Raw genomic sequence first — 16,178 nt, 5'->3', positions numbered from 1 at the left:
GGATCCAACTCGCAAAGGGTGAATCCGGCCTTTGTTTTTCGTCCACTCATTGCTTGCCGTCCCAAGGGACGATTCCAAGCCCCGCCTGCCATGCCGCGGGAGGCCGGACCCCAAAACGCCGAACATGGTCCAGCACGTGTTCCGGTTTCCCGTGCAACGCAAGCCCTCCCTGCGATAACACGCTGAGCGTGTCGGCAAGATCAATAACCGGTTCCAGGTCATGCACCGCCAACACCTGCGTCATCCCTTTGCGCTTGTTGTCGCGCACAATCCGACGCAACTCCAAAATCGCAGGGTAGTCCAGCCCACTGAACGGCTCATCCAGGAGAAGCACTTGCGGCGCATCCAGAAGCGCCGTAACCAAACACAATTTACGCTTCATACCACCAGACAGGGTATGTACGGGACGCTCCCAACAGGACTCCAGGTCAAAACTCCGCAAAAACAGTCGAGCCTCTTCCTCGGCTTGGGGACGTGTCTCTCGCCCGAGCATCGCATCCTCCCCCACGGTCGCTCCCAGCAGTTGCAAATCCGCATCCTGCAAGACCAGACGGGACACATCGCGGATATCCTCCCCGCTCGCTTGCCCAACAAACGCGCAGCCAGAGGAAGGCTGAACAAGCCCAGCCAACAAAGACAGCAACGTGGACTTCCCGCTGCCGTTCGTTCCGGCCAGCAGATGCACTCCGCCCTCCTGCAGCGTCAGATCGACCTCATGTACCGCCTGGGTGGAGTCCTGGTACGTATAGCTTACGCCGTTAAGACGGATCATCGTATTCTTCTCCAGAATGTTCTGTGGGGATTAGAAGCTAGTGACCCGCCACACGTTGGTCAAGCACAGAAAAAAGGCGGCCCTTGAAAAGGACCGCCCGACAACCGATTCGAATCAAACGTTAGAATTTGTACCCAATGGATACGCCGCCCAGCCATGTCGTACAGTTACGAATTTCCGTATCCTGAACAACGGCGTTGTTAATGTCGCGATCCTTGGCCCAGAGATACATCAGGGAGACGTCCGTAGTCCAATCACCCCAATCATAGCCGATACCGCTGCTCACGATGTGGCGGTCGTTGGAAGGCAGCATGTAATCCGCGTATTCCGGATTTTGAGGGCTTTGGTCAAAGACATATCCCATACGAAGCGTCAGCTGATCATCCACGAGGTACTCCATACCCAGCTGGATGCGGCTTGCATCGCGATAATGCTTCTTGGAGGTGATTTCGTTTCCCGTGATTTCAGGAATAGCAGTCACCGTCTTGTCGCTAAATTCGTAATACATGGCCGACAGGGAACTCCACTCCGTCCAGATGTAATCGAACTCAACGGTCAAATTGTCCATGGGTTTCACGGCCACGCCCATGGTCACGGAAGCCGGGAAACGGGCACTCATGGTGATGTCGTCATCACCGGCCGCATTGGTGAAATGACCGTCGCCGGTTCCTTCAAATTCATACCAATCACGGTAGGTCAGACCAAAAGAAAGCCAATCGTTAGGGACATAGTGCATTCCGGCGTTCCAGGTCCAAGCGTCCCCTTCAGGATACATGATCCACTCGTTGCCGTACGTGGGACCAGGTGCGATGACCGTGTGACGAAGGTTCTTCCGCAAATCCATCTTGCCATATACGTACTCCACGCCCACGGCCAAAGAAAGCTCATCCGACAGCTTGGCCGCCAGACTCGGATTCACGGAGAAGGTCTCCACGCTCGCCTTGTAAATATTGGCTGCTCCCTGCCAGTCATGGTCATAGTTCGTTCCAAGACCAAAGCGGGTGAACTCGCCGACGCCGAACCAAAGCCAATCATTGATCTGGAAAGTGGCATAGGCGTGCGGGGGGGCGTAGACCTTGCCCTTGGTGGTGACGTGCTCCCCACCCTTGATGTTGACGTCCGCGCTGGGAGCAATGAGCGTAACGCCCGTCATGGCCTGAATCCCTTCAAGACGGGTCATGCTCGCAGGGTTGTAGGCCACGGCAGACGCGTCAGGATCCTGGGTGGCCACCAAAGCCCCCCCCATGGCGTTACCGCGGTTACTCCATTCATACAGCCCGAAACCTGCCGCCTGGACCTGCGGCGTCAAGGCTATAGAAGTGAGCGCCCACATTCCAAGGGCAATAAAAATCCATACAGCTTCCTTCTTCATCTCCACACTCACACAAAGCCCTGCAATTTTCCAACGACAGGGGTTGTTGAACCACGCTCTCAGCGGGGGTTCTCTCCGCAAAACACTTTTGTAACAGAGGGCTTCCGCCTCATACCCATAAAAATTGCAAAAGTAAACATAAACAATCCCCGCAATTAGCCGATGAGATCAACAACGGAAGATAATTTTCCATCAAGACCATGCGTCGTGCACAGCCGGCACGCACCAACACTTTATTTGCAGGCAGGAGGAAGCGTGACCACTCTCGCGAAAATTCGGCAACGATGCTTTTTTGGATTGATGCTTACCGGAGGATGCGCCGGAGCTGTTGAGCAACACTGGGCGCATCAGGGAATGGGCTTCAACTTCTTCAGCGGTCTGATTCTGGTTGGGACAACGGGATTTCTTGGCAGTTTTTTAGGCTTTTTTATGAAAAACACCCTGCGAGTGATCCGCGGCCGAAGCGCCTACATGGGCCAGAGCAACGACGGCGTAATCATCGGCGCCTTGGTGGGAGCGGTGTTGGGCATCATTCTTCAGGCCATTGCCGGTGATGACCTGCACACCGCTGTAGGCGCATGCCTGGGGGCGGGCTTTGGCGGATTCATCGGAGCCTTTCCGGATGAGATGGTGCCGGACATGCTCCGACTGCTGTATAAGTCTGAACCGGAATCCCAATTTCTTGAGCCATTGGCTCCCGAATCCATGGAACCATAACCTGCGAATTCAGCAGCCGGAACCACACACGAAGGGCGCCCACCACAACCGGTGGACGCCCTTTGCATATGCGGATAAACCGCCGTGCTATGCAGTAATGCTACTGCATCTCAACCCACAGCACGGCACCGAGTTCCACATCCTTTCCTTCGATTTTGTAATCAGCATCGGTCAACGCCGCAAAACCCCACCAGCCCTTCCACGGGCAGGCAAACGTAAAGACGCCGTTTCCGTCGGCCAGAACTTCCTGCGTGATCATGCGACCCGTAGGAGCCTCACGGGAACCGTCCTGGTTATAGTATTCCACCTCAACACGCACGTACGGCGCAGGCTCACCATCCACCAGAACAACGCCCTGGAAGACATTGCCCGCATAGTTGCCGAACGGCCGCGTAAGCGGAACGATCTCGGTCTTGATGCCCAGAGGCTGGTTCCATTCCTCACCGCCTTCAAAGGCATCCACCACGGTCTTTGTGTAATGGATGATATAGTTGTCTTCCGCCGGTTCCGGATAGGCTTTCGGCTCCATAACAAAGGTATACATTCCCGGGCGCTTTACGGCATATTCCGCAGTCCAGGCCTTGTGGTCCATCACGGTTGCAGGCTTGAGCGTCTCAAGCAGACTGGTGGCCTTTCCTTCAAAATAGACGTCAAACTTCTCGGGCTTCACCAAATCCATTCCATGCCCCTCGAATGGATGAGAAAACGAAAGGGTCAGGCCAAGGCTTTTGTCTTCCTGGGTCACTTGGTCACGTTCCGGGATAACCATGCCGAAATGTGCCAACGCATTGGAAGCAAGCAACAAAAGCACCATCCCAACCATCATGCTGATTCGAAAAAATTTCATACTCCCTCCTGAATGTTGTTGCATGGCACACTACACCCAGCAGTAACACGAGTCAATCACGCTTTCATTATGAGTACGAAAGAAGGCATTCCTGCATTGCCCCGGAGCCTCGTTTCCTGGTACAAGCCGCCATGCGCATCGGCTGGTTTCTCCTTGTCGCTCTCCTTCTCGGAAACATTGTCCTGGCGAACACTGCCCACATATGGCGGTTCGACTCGGTTGTGGTCCATCACTCCGCCACCCGGGAGGGAGACTACGCCCTGATCCGACACCTGCACAAACAGCGCGGATGGAACGACGCAGCCTACCAACTGGTCATGTCCAACGGCACCAGATCGCTGCCGCCGGGCGCGCTGGAGGCCAGCGGGCGATACCGGCACCTGCTCCCCGGTCCCGCCACCAGCAACCAGCCAGCCAACCTGGGAGGACTTCACCTCTGCATCATCGGTAACTACCAAAACGATCCTCTGCCCGAGCATATGCAAATCGCCCTTGGACACGTTCTGCGGGAGCTTTGCCAAAAATTTCACATTTCGCAAGAACGGGTTTTATTTCACCGCGATGTCAATGCAACCCTGTGCCCCGGGCAGTATATTCAGAAAGAGGATGTCCTCCGCTGGATGAACCAAAAAGCCGATCAATGCCCACCGGACCTTGCCAAGCAGCATAAGCAGATTCTTGAGACTGCTGGATTATCTCTGGAAAGTTATCCAGGCCTTCTGGTGGCTCTTCATGGCGGATCAGTGTTGGCCGGACTTCTCATTTTTGCACTGGCACGAAAAATCAGGACCCGTAAAAAGCACTCTAATCGTCACACCAGCGACATCCCACGTCGCTCGGATCAGCGGAAACGGTACGACAACGCCACTCCCGGCGTACGCTATCCGCGACAACGCTGAAACATAAAACCAAAAAGGCGCGTTGTTCAGATAAACTGAAAAACGCGCCTTTGAGAGAAGCCAGGCACCCGGAGACAACCACTACCGCTGCTCCCTTTCGGGCCTGACGGGGTTCACGGCGTCACCGCCGCCCGGCTTCACTCTGATCATGTAAAGAACGCCCAGCCAGTGCCGGGACGAAGTATTTACGTGGAAAGGGAACCAACGTCAAGAAAAACCCCAAAGGTATCATCGAGATTCTCCCGCACTTATTATGTACTCGGCGCATGCAACAGATCCAACAAATTCTTCATCAGCATCCCCACGGACCGCGGCGAGAAACGCTGCATCTCCTTGCGAGCCGCCCTGGGCAACCCCGCAGGAATCCGCCCCCGGGAAACCTTGCGCAGCAAGTAGGCCAAGTGCCCTTCGTCAATGTTGCCCCACCGCATGTCCGGGGTAAACAATGGGACAGCACGAAGCATGGCATCGGATACCGAAGTCTCATGATAGCGTACCGGAAAGCTGTTTTCATCATTCATAAAAAACATATTCCCGGAAAAGCCGGTAGCGATCACGGGATTACCCGCTGCCATGGCCTCCGACAGTGGAAGCCCCCATGCCTCGGCATGATGCGCGCTTATGTACACATCGCCGACTTCATGCAGCGCCTGCATTTCCCCTTTGGAAAGGTGTTCTGAAACGTCAACGACATTTGGTAGTGAACCAACATCCCAAGGCTCTCGGTATTGCTTGACAATCAACCGAACATTGGGATCCCGCCCAAGCGTTGACGTGAAAACATGCAACAGGGTTGAAAAATTTTTTCGAGGGTTTATCGAGTCAACAATCGTATAAAAATAACGAACATCAGGTCGATATCCGATCCGCTCCCTCATGAAGGCTACGTCGTCATCACTTGGGGCATGCGGCGGCACCACGTGCGGCACAACGTCCACATTCACAAACCCGGCGTCTTGGAAGGCTTGGGCCGAAAAGGGCGTACATGTCCAAACACGGTCAAATCCCAAAAGATTCCGGCGATACTGTTCAGGAAGGACAACAGCCTCCCACACGCAGTAGGCCACAAGCCTTTTTATCCCCGCATATCGTGTGCTCCAGGACGGATATACAGACGGTTCGTCATGTACAATGATCACGTCAGCGGCCTGAGGAGAATCCACAAGCTCCACGCCGGCTTTGCGTAGAGCCGAGACAGCATTGGTCCCGGCCACACAATGGCTCACATATTGACTAAGATGGTAGTAAACCCGGACACTCATCTGCAGCCTCCGTTCCCGTCAAACCATTGTGCGCTTCACACAAAACCAAATGCAAACATCGCCTTGCCAAAGGAAACCAGCTGTGCCAAATCCCTGGCTGTTGACTATCGCTTTTGCAAGGAGTCCTCATGTCCACCTTTCTGAATCGTTGCAGTGTGACCCTGGCTACACTCGGCCCGGTGGGGCGCATCCCAATGGCTCCGGGTACTTGGGGTTCGGCCGCAGCACTGTTGCTTGCTCCCTTTCTTTTCGTCCCGCTTCCTATGGGAGGCCGCCTGGCACTCCTGCTCCCCGTATTGGTCATCGGCGTATGGGCTTCCGGCAGGGCGGAACAAGTGCTGAAGGCCACAGACCCAGGGTGCATTGTTATTGACGAACTTCTCGGTCAATGGGTCGCCCTGCTGCCCGTCACTGTTCCCACGCTCGTTCATTATCCCCGCCTTTGGGAATACGCCTTGGCCTTTGGCTTGTTCCGATTGTTCGACATTCTCAAGCCGTTTCCCATCCGCCGGGTGGAACGGCTGTTTCCCGGTGGGTTCGGTGTCATGCTCGATGATCTTATGGCGGGCTTGTATGCTGCAGCAGCCCTTACGCTATTGCCCAAACTGGCAAACGCAATCGGCCTGCCTTTGCCATAACATCTGCTGCTTCAACATCTTCCAAGACATCAAAAACAAAATGCCGCGCCCATATGTTGAAGGCGCGGCATTTTGTTTGAATACTACAGACAGTTCCTATTGGAACACACGGAATTGATCCCGACGATTCTTTGCCCAAGCTTGTTCGCTTCGACCGGAATCCAATGGATTCTCCTCACCGAAACTAACGATGGAAAGACGGTCCGGAGCCACACCCAGAATCACGAGATAATCATAGGCGGCTCTGGCACGCCGCTCCCCCAGAGCCAGGTTATACTCCACGGTACCACGCTCATCGCAATACCCCTCAATAACCATGGTCAAATCCCGATAGGACTTCAAAATTTCCGCCTTAGACTGCAAAATATCGCGGCTTTCCGGGGTAAGCTCGTTGGAATCGAAGGCAAAGAAAATCATGGTAGTCAGATCCTGCACCGCCTTGGCTTTACGCTGGGCGCGAAGCTCCTCCTCGGTCGGTCCCTGCTGAGCAGGCTGCTCTCCCCAGTCCACCGGTTCTTCCACCACTTCGACCTTCGTGGCACCGGGAGGCATGGTTTCAGCACGCTTTTTACCGCATCCCACAAGCAAAGCCGCGGTAACGCTCAACACCAACATCATGACCATCAGACGTTTCCTGCTCATATCCTCTCCTTCACGTTTCCGCCCTGCCGCGGATTGCTTTGCTGCAAACGTACCGGAAACTCTTTTTCCAAAGACACAAGAAGTTGTACCTTCTCCACAACAAAAATCAAGCCCCGCAAGCTGATTCGGGTTCTTCTAGTACTGTATACGAGAGGTATCCCAAGCCGGGGCCGTGGCCTCCCCGGACCCGGTAGGAACCAATTTGGGCTGATCGGCATGCCGAGTCGTTAAATAAATCTGATACGTCCCGCTCCGACTGGAAGAAAAGGCAATAAAATATCCATCCGGACCAAAAGCCGGCTCCTCATCGTTTCCGGGACCGAATGTTATCTGACGCTCCTGGCCAGTCATCAGATCGTGCACGAAAATCCTATGCCGCCCCTCCACCTGACGGGAAAATGCCACATAGCGGCCGTCCGGACTCATGCAGGGACTGGTGTTGTACTTTCCGTCATGCGTAACACGACGTACCTGCCCCGTAAGCATCTCCTTAAGAAAAATATGAGGATTGCCACGACGGTCGGACACAAAGGCCATACGGATACCTTTCTGATCAAAACTCGGAGACACATCAATGGAATGGCTGGCCGCAAGTGTTTCCTGCACCTGAAAGGCCCGGTTCAAGCGATAAATGTCAGGTCGCCCTTTGATGGAAAGGGTCACAGCCATATCCCCGTTCGGCAAAAAGTCAGGACCAATAACCGTATAGCCCGGGAAGGATCGCATCCTGGTCTTGCCGGTCGCCCGGTCCACAATGCCCAAACTATGGGACTTTTCCCCCACATGGGTAAAAACGATGCGATCACCGTTATTGTCCCAGGCAGGACTTAAGTTGATCCCCCCCAGCTTGGTCAGCTGCCGCCGCTCCCGACCTTGCGGGCTGACGACAAAAATTTCACGCCCTTCGGAAACCTTTCCCACATAGGCAAGGTCGGAATTGAAAAAGCCGTTCCGCCCCGTGAGTGCCTTCATAAATGCCGCACAAAACGCATCCGCGGCCAACGGCGTCTTTGGTCGGTCCAATTCGGGATAGGCCTTCCCCACCAAACGGCGACCATTCAGCGTATCGTACACACGGGCCTGAAGATTATTGTCCTCCCAGCCCATGGTGACCACAAGGTCCACCTTGGCCAACCGCAACGGCTTGAGATCAATCTCTTCAATTCGAACTCCCGTGGACGGATCTCCCCCCAACAGGCTGTCAACCGCCACCATCTGCACAAACGGCAGAAAATTCAAATTTTGCTGAACCGCTTCTTCGAAAACAGCAGCCAGATCGGGAGGGGTTCCTCCGTCAAGACCACGAGGCGACAAGACCACCAAATTGAGCTGCCCCTGTCCTGGACCGAAAATATCGACGCTCACACCGGGCGACTGGGCCGAAGCTGAAGCCACAGGCATCATCCCGGCCAGAATCCAAACGCCCAAGGCCAACACGCAAATCATTCCCTTGCCAATGCCGTTACGTCGCTTCATGCTCTGTGGACCTACCGTTCCATTGGGTTGAAATTGATGACGATGACCCGCAAATCATCGCGCTGAGGAGCAGGAACCTTTTCCGTATCCGCCACGGCACGCAACACCGAATCGTCATAGCTTTCCATTCCCGAAGGACGAACAAGCCGATATGAGGCAATGGTTCCGTCCGGGGCAATGGTCACTTCCACCGAAGCGAGCAAACGCTCATCCGCTCCGTACGCGGGATACGACCAGTTCTTCTTAATTGCCTGCGCCACCAGGTCAAGATATACCTCAGCAAGCCCGGACCCGCCACCGTCCGTTCCCGCTCCGCCCACATCATAAATGTCGCCCACATCCTGAGACAACGCCGCCAACTCATCGGCAAGAGCCTGCTGCTCCCGTTGCTTGCGTGCTTTTTCCGCCTTGGCCCGTTTTTGTGCCGGAGTCAACTCCGGTTTGGGCTTGGGTTTCGGCTTTGGCTCAGGTTTCGGCTCCGGTTTTGGCTCAGGTTTGGGTTCGGGCTTCGGCTCAGGCTTGGGTTCAGGCTTTGGTTCGGGTTTGGGTTCCTTTGGTTTTTCCGTGGCAGCAGGTGTTTCTGGAATCGGTTCGGGTTCCACCACTTCCGGCTCAGACTCGATCGCGACCGGTTCCGACTCAGCAACTTCCTGCTCCGGTGGTGTAGGTTCCGGTTCCACACTTTCAGGCTCCGGAACCTCACTGACCGGCTCTTCAGCCTGGGGTTCGGGTTCATCCGGCTTGGAGACCACGGAAGGTGCCGCCGCAGGCTCCGGAGAGGCCAAAGCCGTTAAATTGACCCGATACGAAGGACGCAGTCTATTGCGCGGCACACTGGACCATTGCGGTCCCCAAAGGATGAGGGCTGCAATACCAAAATGCAGAATCAAGGAAAACGCAATGCCGATTGTACGCATGATATGCCTGAAGCTCGGTGCGAAACCGGTCAGGGAGTCGCCTTACCGTCACGCGACGGCTTGGGCTCTTCCGCCACCACGCCCAGGGATTCGATTCCCGCGGCCTTGGCCTCGCCCATTACCCGCACCACGAGTCCATAGGAAACGGCCTGGTCTGCCCGAAGAAACAGTTCTTTTTTTTGCTCGGTAACATGTTTGGCGAGCATGGATTCCAGCTGATCCAATTCCACAGGGTATTCGTCCAAAAAAATCGAGCCGTCCACATCAATGCTCAGCACCATGTGTTCCTGGTCCTGAGGCAGGTTCTTTACGGCCTTGGTCTGCGGCAACTCCACGTCCACTCCCTGGGTCAGCATGGGGGCTGTGACCATAAAAATGATCAACAGCACCAGCATAACGTCCACAAAAGGAGTGACGTTGATTTCCGCCAGCAGGCCGTCATTGTCGCCGCCGGAGAGCACGCCCATGCTACTCCTCCATGCCGTTGCGGCGCGATTTGGAATTGGCCCAGGAGACTTCTCGCTCCACGCGGTTGAGGAACGCCCCGGCGAAATTGATCATCTCGCCCTGCACTTCCTGCAGGACGCTGCGAAAATAGTTGTAGGCAATGGTTGCGGGGATGGCCACACCAAGCCCGATGGCCGTGGCGACAAGCGCCTCGGAAATCCCCGGTGCCACGGTAGTCAGGGCTGCGGACTCCTGCCTGCCTATTTCGTGGAACGCATCCATAATTCCCCATACCGTGCCGAATAAGCCGATAAACGGAGCGGCATTGGCGCACGTTGCCAAAAAGGGAAGTTGGCGGGAGAGTCGCTTCAGCTCGGCAGTAATGCCCTGCCGCAACATACGACGGAGAGTATCCTTAACCAAAGCACGTTTGCGGTCGCGCTCAATCTCGGCTCGTTCCAGACTACGAAACTCCCGCACGGCCTTAGTACTCAACAAAGTCAAAGGCGATCCAGGGGAGTGGCCCAATTCCTGTAACCCGGACCCCAGGTCACCGGCCTTGAGAAACGCCTCATACCCTTCGCTGACCATTTTTCTGGCCCGGTTCACGGTGAACAGCTTGGTGAAAATAATGGTCCAGCTCCACAGCGACATCAGCAGTAAAAAGCCCAGGACGCATTTGACCACAACGGTCGCGCCCATGAGCATGGTCAAAATTCCAGTTTCAGGCATCAGTTCGGTCATGCTCGTTCCCCTCGATTCTTTCCGGCCGCTCTTGGACAAGCCGAAAAACCGCCCCGCATGAACGGGAGCGTCGTGTCTCGTCAGCGTTGCAGAAGTCGTTGGACGATTTCCCTGGAATTGGCCTCGGCCCGATCGAATTCATCGGCTGTCAATCCGGCTCCAAGTGCCACGGCCCGGCGCATTTCTCGGGAAACGAGATCACGCGGGGCATGCGCGTCATTGTCGATGACCAGTCGAGCCCCGTGCTTGCGCGCCAGGGTCGCCACGTGTCCATTGGTGTAGCTGTGTCCCCCACGGGTGGTAATTTCCAGCGCCACCCCTTTTTCCACGGCCAGCGCCACCTCCTCGTCGGTGATCAATCCGGGATGCGCCAAAATATCCACCCCGGCTTCGATGGCAGCGAGGTTGGTCCCCCGAGCCACAGGCTCCACAACGGTTTCACCATGGACAACCACAAGCTGGGCACCCAGTTCTCTCGCCTTGTTCGTGTACTCTGCGATCAACCCCGGAGGCATGTGCGTCAATTCCACGCCAGCGAAAACGGTAATGTCCCAAAAGTGTCCCAATGCGGTCATGCGGGGGACATGGGACAAAATGAACTCCATGTTGGCTGCGTCCGCATGGTCGGTAATGGCCAATGCTTCGTATCCGACATGCCGCGCCCGCCGGATAAGCTCCGCGGGAATCAACTCGCCGTCGCTAAACGTGGAATGTGTGTGCAGATCAATCATGTTGCCTTACATCTTGTATTTAAAATCGTCTTCCGAAATATTTTCCAATTCCTCGGTCCACTGCTGCGCCTCTTCGGTCTCGAACACGGCATACCGGCTCTCTCCGGACTGAATGCCCGCTTGTTCCAAGACCTCCTCGGCCACAAACACCGGCGCCTCGACACGAACGGCAAGGGCTATGGCATCCGAAGGTCGGCAATCGACCCGGCGCTCCCGCTCCCCCAGGACCAGCTCGGCATAAAACGTGCCCTCCTCCATACGAACAATCTCAACGGATTCAACGCCGACACCCAACTCCGTAAGCACGTTCAGTAAAAGATCATGCGTCATGGGCCGGGGGAAATCCACATTATTGAGGGCAAGGGAAATGGACATGGCCTCCATGGCCCCTATCCAAATAGGCAGAACCTTTTCCTCCGCCACATCCTTGAGGATCAGGATGGGCGCTTTGTTCTGCTCATCCATGGCCAAGCCGAAAACCTGCATTTCTACCATGGCTCTCCCAGATATTCCCCTCTCAGGGAATGCTTTTTGGCCTCCACTACGCGAACAGGAAGCATTTTCCCAGCCAGCGACTTCTCGTTCCAGTCAGTGGAAAGCGGAACATTGACAACACGCCCAGCCGGATCGCGTCCCCGCCAGTGCATTCCGTCACCGGATTGCACCTTGCTCGGGCCATCCAAAAGTACATCGCATCGCGTACCAACCCGGCTTTCCAATGCTTCAGAGGTAATCACATTTTGTAATTCCTGCAAGCGAGCCAGACGATCGGACGCTACTTCCGGCGTCACCTTGGGCGTCATGTTCACCGCTGCCACACCGGGCCGGTCCGAATATTTAAACGAAAAACTGCTTTCAAACCGGACCTCGCGCATGATCTCCAGCGTGGCCAGAAAATCCTCCTCGGTCTCCCCGGGAAACCCGACAATCAGGTCGGTTCCCAGGGCAATATCCGGCCGAGCTTGACGCAGCGACTCCACAATCCCGAGGTATCGTTCCGTGTCATACTTCCGCCCCATTCTCCGCAGCACCGCATCCGATCCGGACTGCAAGGGCAAATGCAGATGAGGACAAAGGTTGGACAGTTCACCGAAGGCGCGAACCACCTCCGGAGCAATGTCCTTAGGATGCGAAGTAGTGAAACGTAACCGCTCCAGCCCGGGAAGGGCAGCCACTTTATGCAACAATTCAGCAAAATTCATACCTGCGCCGCCGGGATCCTGCCCGTAACTGTTCACGTTTTGCCCAAGCAGGGTTATTTCACGGACACCACGCTCCAGCTGCCGCCGGCACTCCGCAAGCACAGCATCAGGATGCCGCGACTTCTGCCGACCACGTGTGTAGGGCACAATACAATACGCGCAAAAATTGTCGCATCCCTGCATAATGTTCACAAAACACTGCGCCGGACCAGGGCCATCCTGATAGGAGGAAGCCGGACCATCCCAGGCGGCTTCACGCTCCGGATATTTTTTGAGAAAATCAAGCAGTGCCAATTGTGTTCCAGGTTCTTGAGCAAGTCGTTCCAAGGCGTTAGGCGCTTCGGCAATACCATCCGAACCGAACACCAGACGAACAAAGGGATATTTTCGCAGCAACTCCGTCCCGAGCTGCTGCGCTACGCACCCCCCCACAGCCGCAAAGGACCGGGGCCGATTGCGAAACGCAGTTCCCAATCTGCCCAGCGCACTGTGCACTTTTTGTTCCGGCTTTTCCCGAACGCTGCATGTATTCAGCACAACAAGATCAGCCTCTTGTTCGGACGCGGGAGTCCAACCACGAGCCAACAATGCCCGGGACAACCAGTCCGAATCGTGAACATTCATCTGGCAACCAAACGTAACGATATGAAACCGCATGCATTCCTCGTATTCATCAAGACGAAGAACCGTACAAACACCCCGAAGGAACCACAGGCGCCCCAGGCGAACGGCTCTCCGCCCAACTCTTCTTTGCGTACCTAATTAGACTGAAATTGAAACGCCTTTGCCCAAGGCCCGCAGCCAGGGCAACAAAAAAAGGAGGATACGCTCCACGGTCTTGCCGGGTTCATCCACAGTATTGTCGAGCACACACTCGGCTTTCGGGTCTTCCTCAAAGGGGACATCCACCCCCACGACATCGCCAAGGCCCGGCTTATCTGTTCCTGTATCCCGCCGCTCCAGGGCTTTGGCATACAATCCTGCCATAACCGCGCCCTGAGGCCGCTCTGCTTCCCGCGCCATGGCGGTTTCAAGGGGTACACGAAGATGGATTTCAGCAAAACACGGTATCTCACGCCGGGCAACAGTCCGCCAACGCAGTCGATGGGCCGTGGCATCCATAATAACCCCCACCCCGGTACGAACCCATGCCGCCCCGTCCCGGGCAAACAGTCGGTAGGCGTTTTCGCGCTCCTCGGACGTATATTGGGGATCAGGGACATATTTTTTCCGCTGCTCATCCATACGAAGAATCCGTACATCCATGCCATGCTTTCGCAATGTTGCGGCCAGCATATCCGCCACGGTACTCTTCCCGCTTCCCGGCAGGCCTGTAATCCACACGGCCCAACCGCCGTCAGCAGTACCGGAAGATGAAGAAACAACGCCCCCAGGCATGACCGTCACTCCATGTAGCGGTTGATGTGCTCCCAATCGAACCGCTCTTCCTCAAGGATATTCTCCATGAAGCGAAACAATCCCTTGCGGACCTGGAGTGGATGATCCGGATACCACTCCGGGGACGCAACGACCAAAGCCCGGAACACAAAAAACGGGGCGATCACCTCTAAGGCCTGTTCGTCGCCGCTCACCTCCAGATACGTGGAGAACCATGTTTGGTAAAGCCGCTCAAAGTCCCCCTGCAAACAGGGGCGGTCATACAGGCCCATCAGCAGATAGTTGATGGCCATGCTCGCCAGATCGCCAGCAGGTTCACCCCACTCACCGCGGCTGCGATCCAAGATGGAAAAATCGCCCTTGCCGTCAACCAATACGTTCCAAGGGTGCAAGTCCCCATGCACGGCAGAAAGGCGATGGGCATACCGCTTTAACTTCCAGCGCCACTCCAGCACCTTATGCTCCAGCGCTTCGAACCTGGCTTCCGGATATTCTGCATAAGGATGGGGGTACGCCTCGTCCACAAGCCCCATAATGCACTCGCTGGCACCCACTAACTCACGAACACGTCGAAAATACAGATGTACGTCGGCGTGCTTTTGCGCATGAACGTCAGCCAGCCAACGAGCCAATCCACGCGTCAATTCCTGGTCCTGCTCCTGCAAGCCTTCAGACCGGATACGCTGCAAATCGTGAAAGTAGTCATAGCCCTGAAGTTTTTCATTCAGAATAAAAAATTCCTGGGGACCGTGTACCGGACACAAGTTGCCCTCTGCGTCAACATAACCAAGGCCCATTGGACGGACATGACGCGGCATACGCGCAGACGTTTCAAACTGAAACATTAAAACCGCGGCACGGTCCCAATAAAACTGGTGACCATATTTATCCCCGCGCATCACGGAAAGGACGCCTTCGTGCGGGCGACCATTTACTTCATACCGCAACAACACGGGCTTGCCGTACCCGAAACGCTTCATTCCCTGTTTGTCGAGGGAAGCCAGATCCCCATAATCGTGTAATCTGGCATCCTTGCCGAACGCGGCCTGAAGGTAGGACTCCAGCCGGGCCGTGGTGAGTTCGATCATACGTTCCCCTTTCCGGCCCTGTGCTGACGGAAGGCAGGCCGCGCCCCGACAATCCGGGGCACGACAGCTTTCCAGGCCGCTACATCGGGCCGAACGTGGCTTCGTAGCGGCTTGTAAACTCCTCCAATGTGAACGAATGTTCCTGGGTTCCATTGCGCTCCACACAATACGCAGAACAAACAGCACCCAATTTGCAGGCCTCTGGCAGGTCGCGCCCCAAGGAAAGGCCGTACAGCATTCCAGCACGATACGCGTCACCGGCTCCGGTCGGGTCGGCCACAGGGGTTGCCGGGCAAATGGGAATTTCCACGGCCTCCCCACTTCGTAACACACTGGAACCATGTTCACCCAACGTTGTGACGATGGCTCCCACCTTTTCCAACAACTGGGCTTTGTCCATATTCGTTGCCTTCATGACCATTTCCAACTCGTAGTCGTTGGTCGTGAGAATGGCGGCTCCGGTCAGGGCATCTTCCAACTGTTCCCCGCTCAACGCAGTAATTTGCTGCCCAGGGTCAAAGATGTACGGAATTCCAGCAGCACGGTACTTGCGTGGCAACTCGATCATGTCCTCCACATTCCCAGGGGAAACAATGGCCAGACTGTCTTTCGGATCAATCGCAGACACGTCATATTCGCAGGGATTGCGCATTGCCGCGGGATTGAATGCCGTGATCTGATTATCGGACTGGTCCGTGGTGATAAAGGCGCTGGCCGTAAAATCGTTGTCAATGACCCGGACGCCGTCCATGGGCAACTCCAACTCGGCCATACGGCGTTCATAGCGGTCAAAATCCTTGCCCACGCAGGATAGCACTGTGGGCTTTTCACCCAACAAAGCCAGGTTGTACGCAATGTTTCCGGCGGTACCGCCAAAACGCTCTTCCATACCATCCACCAGGAAACAAACATTCAAGATATGGATCTTGTCGGATAGAATATGGTCCTGAAAACGCCCCGGGAACGGCATAATCCGATCGATGGCCAAGGAACCGGAAATATAAATAGACACGAATCCTCCTCTTT

General features: G+C 55.5%; 18 protein-coding genes and 1 other RNA gene. 3 read left to right on the top strand and 16 right to left on the bottom strand.

The window, feature by feature from the left end:
* Positions 1-46: 46 nt before the first annotated feature.
* Both B5D49_RS05150 and B5D49_RS05145 read right to left on the bottom strand, forming a co-directional pair.
* Positions 47-772, bottom strand: a complete 726-nt coding sequence (locus B5D49_RS05150) for an energy-coupling factor ABC transporter ATP-binding protein (protein WP_078716604.1) — start codon at positions 770-772, stop codon at positions 47-49.
* A 121-nt stretch (positions 773-893) separates the two neighbouring features.
* Entirely contained in the window at positions 894-2,144 is a 1,251-nt protein-coding gene (locus B5D49_RS05145; RefSeq protein ID WP_078716603.1) for an OmpP1/FadL family transporter, read from the bottom strand.
* A 255-nt stretch (positions 2,145-2,399) separates the two neighbouring features.
* Here B5D49_RS05145 and B5D49_RS05140 point away from each other — a divergent pair, with 255 nt between their 5' ends.
* Entirely contained in the window at positions 2,400-2,861 is a 462-nt protein-coding gene (locus B5D49_RS05140) for a glycine zipper domain-containing protein (RefSeq protein WP_078716602.1), read from the top strand.
* A gap of 100 nt (positions 2,862-2,961) precedes the next feature.
* On the opposite strand, the gene B5D49_RS05135 is transcribed toward B5D49_RS05140, so the two are convergent.
* Complete coding sequence (locus tag B5D49_RS05135; protein ID WP_078716601.1) at positions 2,962-3,708, bottom strand: DUF4198 domain-containing protein; 747 nt, start codon at positions 3,706-3,708, stop codon at positions 2,962-2,964.
* A 131-nt stretch (positions 3,709-3,839) separates the two neighbouring features.
* On the opposite strand from B5D49_RS05135, the gene B5D49_RS05130 reads away from it, so the two are divergent.
* Positions 3,840-4,607: a peptidoglycan recognition protein family protein gene (locus B5D49_RS05130; RefSeq protein WP_078716600.1), complete on the top strand. Its 768-nt coding sequence runs from the start codon at positions 3,840-3,842 to the stop codon at positions 4,605-4,607.
* A gap of 46 nt (positions 4,608-4,653) precedes the next feature.
* Here the strand turns inward: B5D49_RS05130 and ffs are convergent.
* Both ffs and B5D49_RS05120 read right to left on the bottom strand, forming a co-directional pair.
* Positions 4,654-4,751, bottom strand: an RNA gene (ffs, locus tag B5D49_RS05125) — signal recognition particle sRNA small type.
* 107 nt (positions 4,752-4,858) lie between these two features.
* A complete protein-coding gene (locus B5D49_RS05120; protein ID WP_078716599.1) occupies positions 4,859-5,869 on the bottom strand; it encodes a glycosyltransferase in 1,011 nt (336 codons plus the stop codon).
* A gap of 128 nt (positions 5,870-5,997) precedes the next feature.
* Between B5D49_RS05120 and B5D49_RS05115 the strand changes: the two genes are divergently transcribed.
* Entirely contained in the window at positions 5,998-6,507 is a 510-nt protein-coding gene (locus B5D49_RS05115) for a phosphatidylglycerophosphatase A family protein (protein ID WP_078716598.1), read from the top strand.
* A 96-nt stretch (positions 6,508-6,603) separates the two neighbouring features.
* On the opposite strand, the gene pal is transcribed toward B5D49_RS05115, so the two are convergent.
* From pal to B5D49_RS05060, 11 genes are all read right to left on the bottom strand, one after another.
* Positions 6,604-7,149 (bottom strand): peptidoglycan-associated lipoprotein Pal, encoded by a 546-nt coding sequence (pal, locus tag B5D49_RS05110; protein ID WP_078716597.1) that lies wholly within the window; start codon positions 7,147-7,149, stop codon positions 6,604-6,606.
* Between the two features lie 135 nt (positions 7,150-7,284).
* Positions 7,285-8,625: a protein tolB gene (locus B5D49_RS05105; RefSeq protein ID WP_234990625.1), complete on the bottom strand. Its 1,341-nt coding sequence runs from the start codon at positions 8,623-8,625 to the stop codon at positions 7,285-7,287.
* An 11-nt stretch (positions 8,626-8,636) separates the two neighbouring features.
* The gene (locus tag B5D49_RS14840; RefSeq protein WP_078716596.1) at positions 8,637-9,542 is read right to left on the bottom strand and encodes an energy transducer TonB; all 906 of its coding nucleotides are present in this window, start codon (positions 9,540-9,542) and stop codon (positions 8,637-8,639) included.
* A 29-nt stretch (positions 9,543-9,571) separates the two neighbouring features.
* Positions 9,572-10,009, bottom strand: coding sequence for a protein TolR (gene tolR / locus B5D49_RS05095; RefSeq protein WP_078716595.1), 438 nt, complete (start codon positions 10,007-10,009; stop codon positions 9,572-9,574).
* 1 nt (position 10,010) lies between these two features.
* Positions 10,011-10,733, bottom strand: a complete 723-nt coding sequence (locus B5D49_RS05090; RefSeq protein ID WP_078716594.1) for a MotA/TolQ/ExbB proton channel family protein — start codon at positions 10,731-10,733, stop codon at positions 10,011-10,013.
* 80 nt (positions 10,734-10,813) lie between these two features.
* Positions 10,814-11,464: a histidinol phosphate phosphatase domain-containing protein gene (locus tag B5D49_RS05085; RefSeq protein WP_078716593.1), complete on the bottom strand. Its 651-nt coding sequence runs from the start codon at positions 11,462-11,464 to the stop codon at positions 10,814-10,816.
* A 6-nt stretch (positions 11,465-11,470) separates the two neighbouring features.
* Positions 11,471-11,959 (bottom strand): bifunctional nuclease family protein, encoded by a 489-nt coding sequence (locus B5D49_RS05080; RefSeq protein WP_078716592.1) that lies wholly within the window; start codon positions 11,957-11,959, stop codon positions 11,471-11,473.
* Positions 11,953-13,323 (bottom strand): tRNA (N6-isopentenyl adenosine(37)-C2)-methylthiotransferase MiaB, encoded by a 1,371-nt coding sequence (gene miaB / locus B5D49_RS05075; protein ID WP_078716591.1) that lies wholly within the window; start codon positions 13,321-13,323, stop codon positions 11,953-11,955. The genes B5D49_RS05080 and miaB overlap by 7 nt, the downstream gene beginning before the upstream one ends.
* 105 nt (positions 13,324-13,428) lie before the next feature.
* Positions 13,429-14,064: an adenylyl-sulfate kinase gene (locus B5D49_RS05070; RefSeq protein WP_078716590.1), complete on the bottom strand. Its 636-nt coding sequence runs from the start codon at positions 14,062-14,064 to the stop codon at positions 13,429-13,431.
* A gap of 5 nt (positions 14,065-14,069) precedes the next feature.
* On the bottom strand, positions 14,070-15,152 hold the full coding sequence (locus B5D49_RS05065; protein WP_078716589.1) for a phosphotransferase family protein: 1,083 nt from the start codon (positions 15,150-15,152) through the stop codon (positions 14,070-14,072).
* A 79-nt stretch (positions 15,153-15,231) separates the two neighbouring features.
* The gene (locus B5D49_RS05060) at positions 15,232-16,164 is read right to left on the bottom strand and encodes a carbohydrate kinase family protein (RefSeq protein ID WP_078716588.1); all 933 of its coding nucleotides are present in this window, start codon (positions 16,162-16,164) and stop codon (positions 15,232-15,234) included.
* Positions 16,165-16,178 lie beyond the last annotated feature (14 nt).

Source organism: Paucidesulfovibrio gracilis DSM 16080 (genome assembly GCF_900167125.1).
Classification (GTDB): Bacteria; Desulfobacterota; Desulfovibrionia; order Desulfovibrionales; family Desulfovibrionaceae; genus Paucidesulfovibrio; species Paucidesulfovibrio gracilis.
This window is presented reverse-complemented; position numbering and strand designations above follow the sequence as displayed.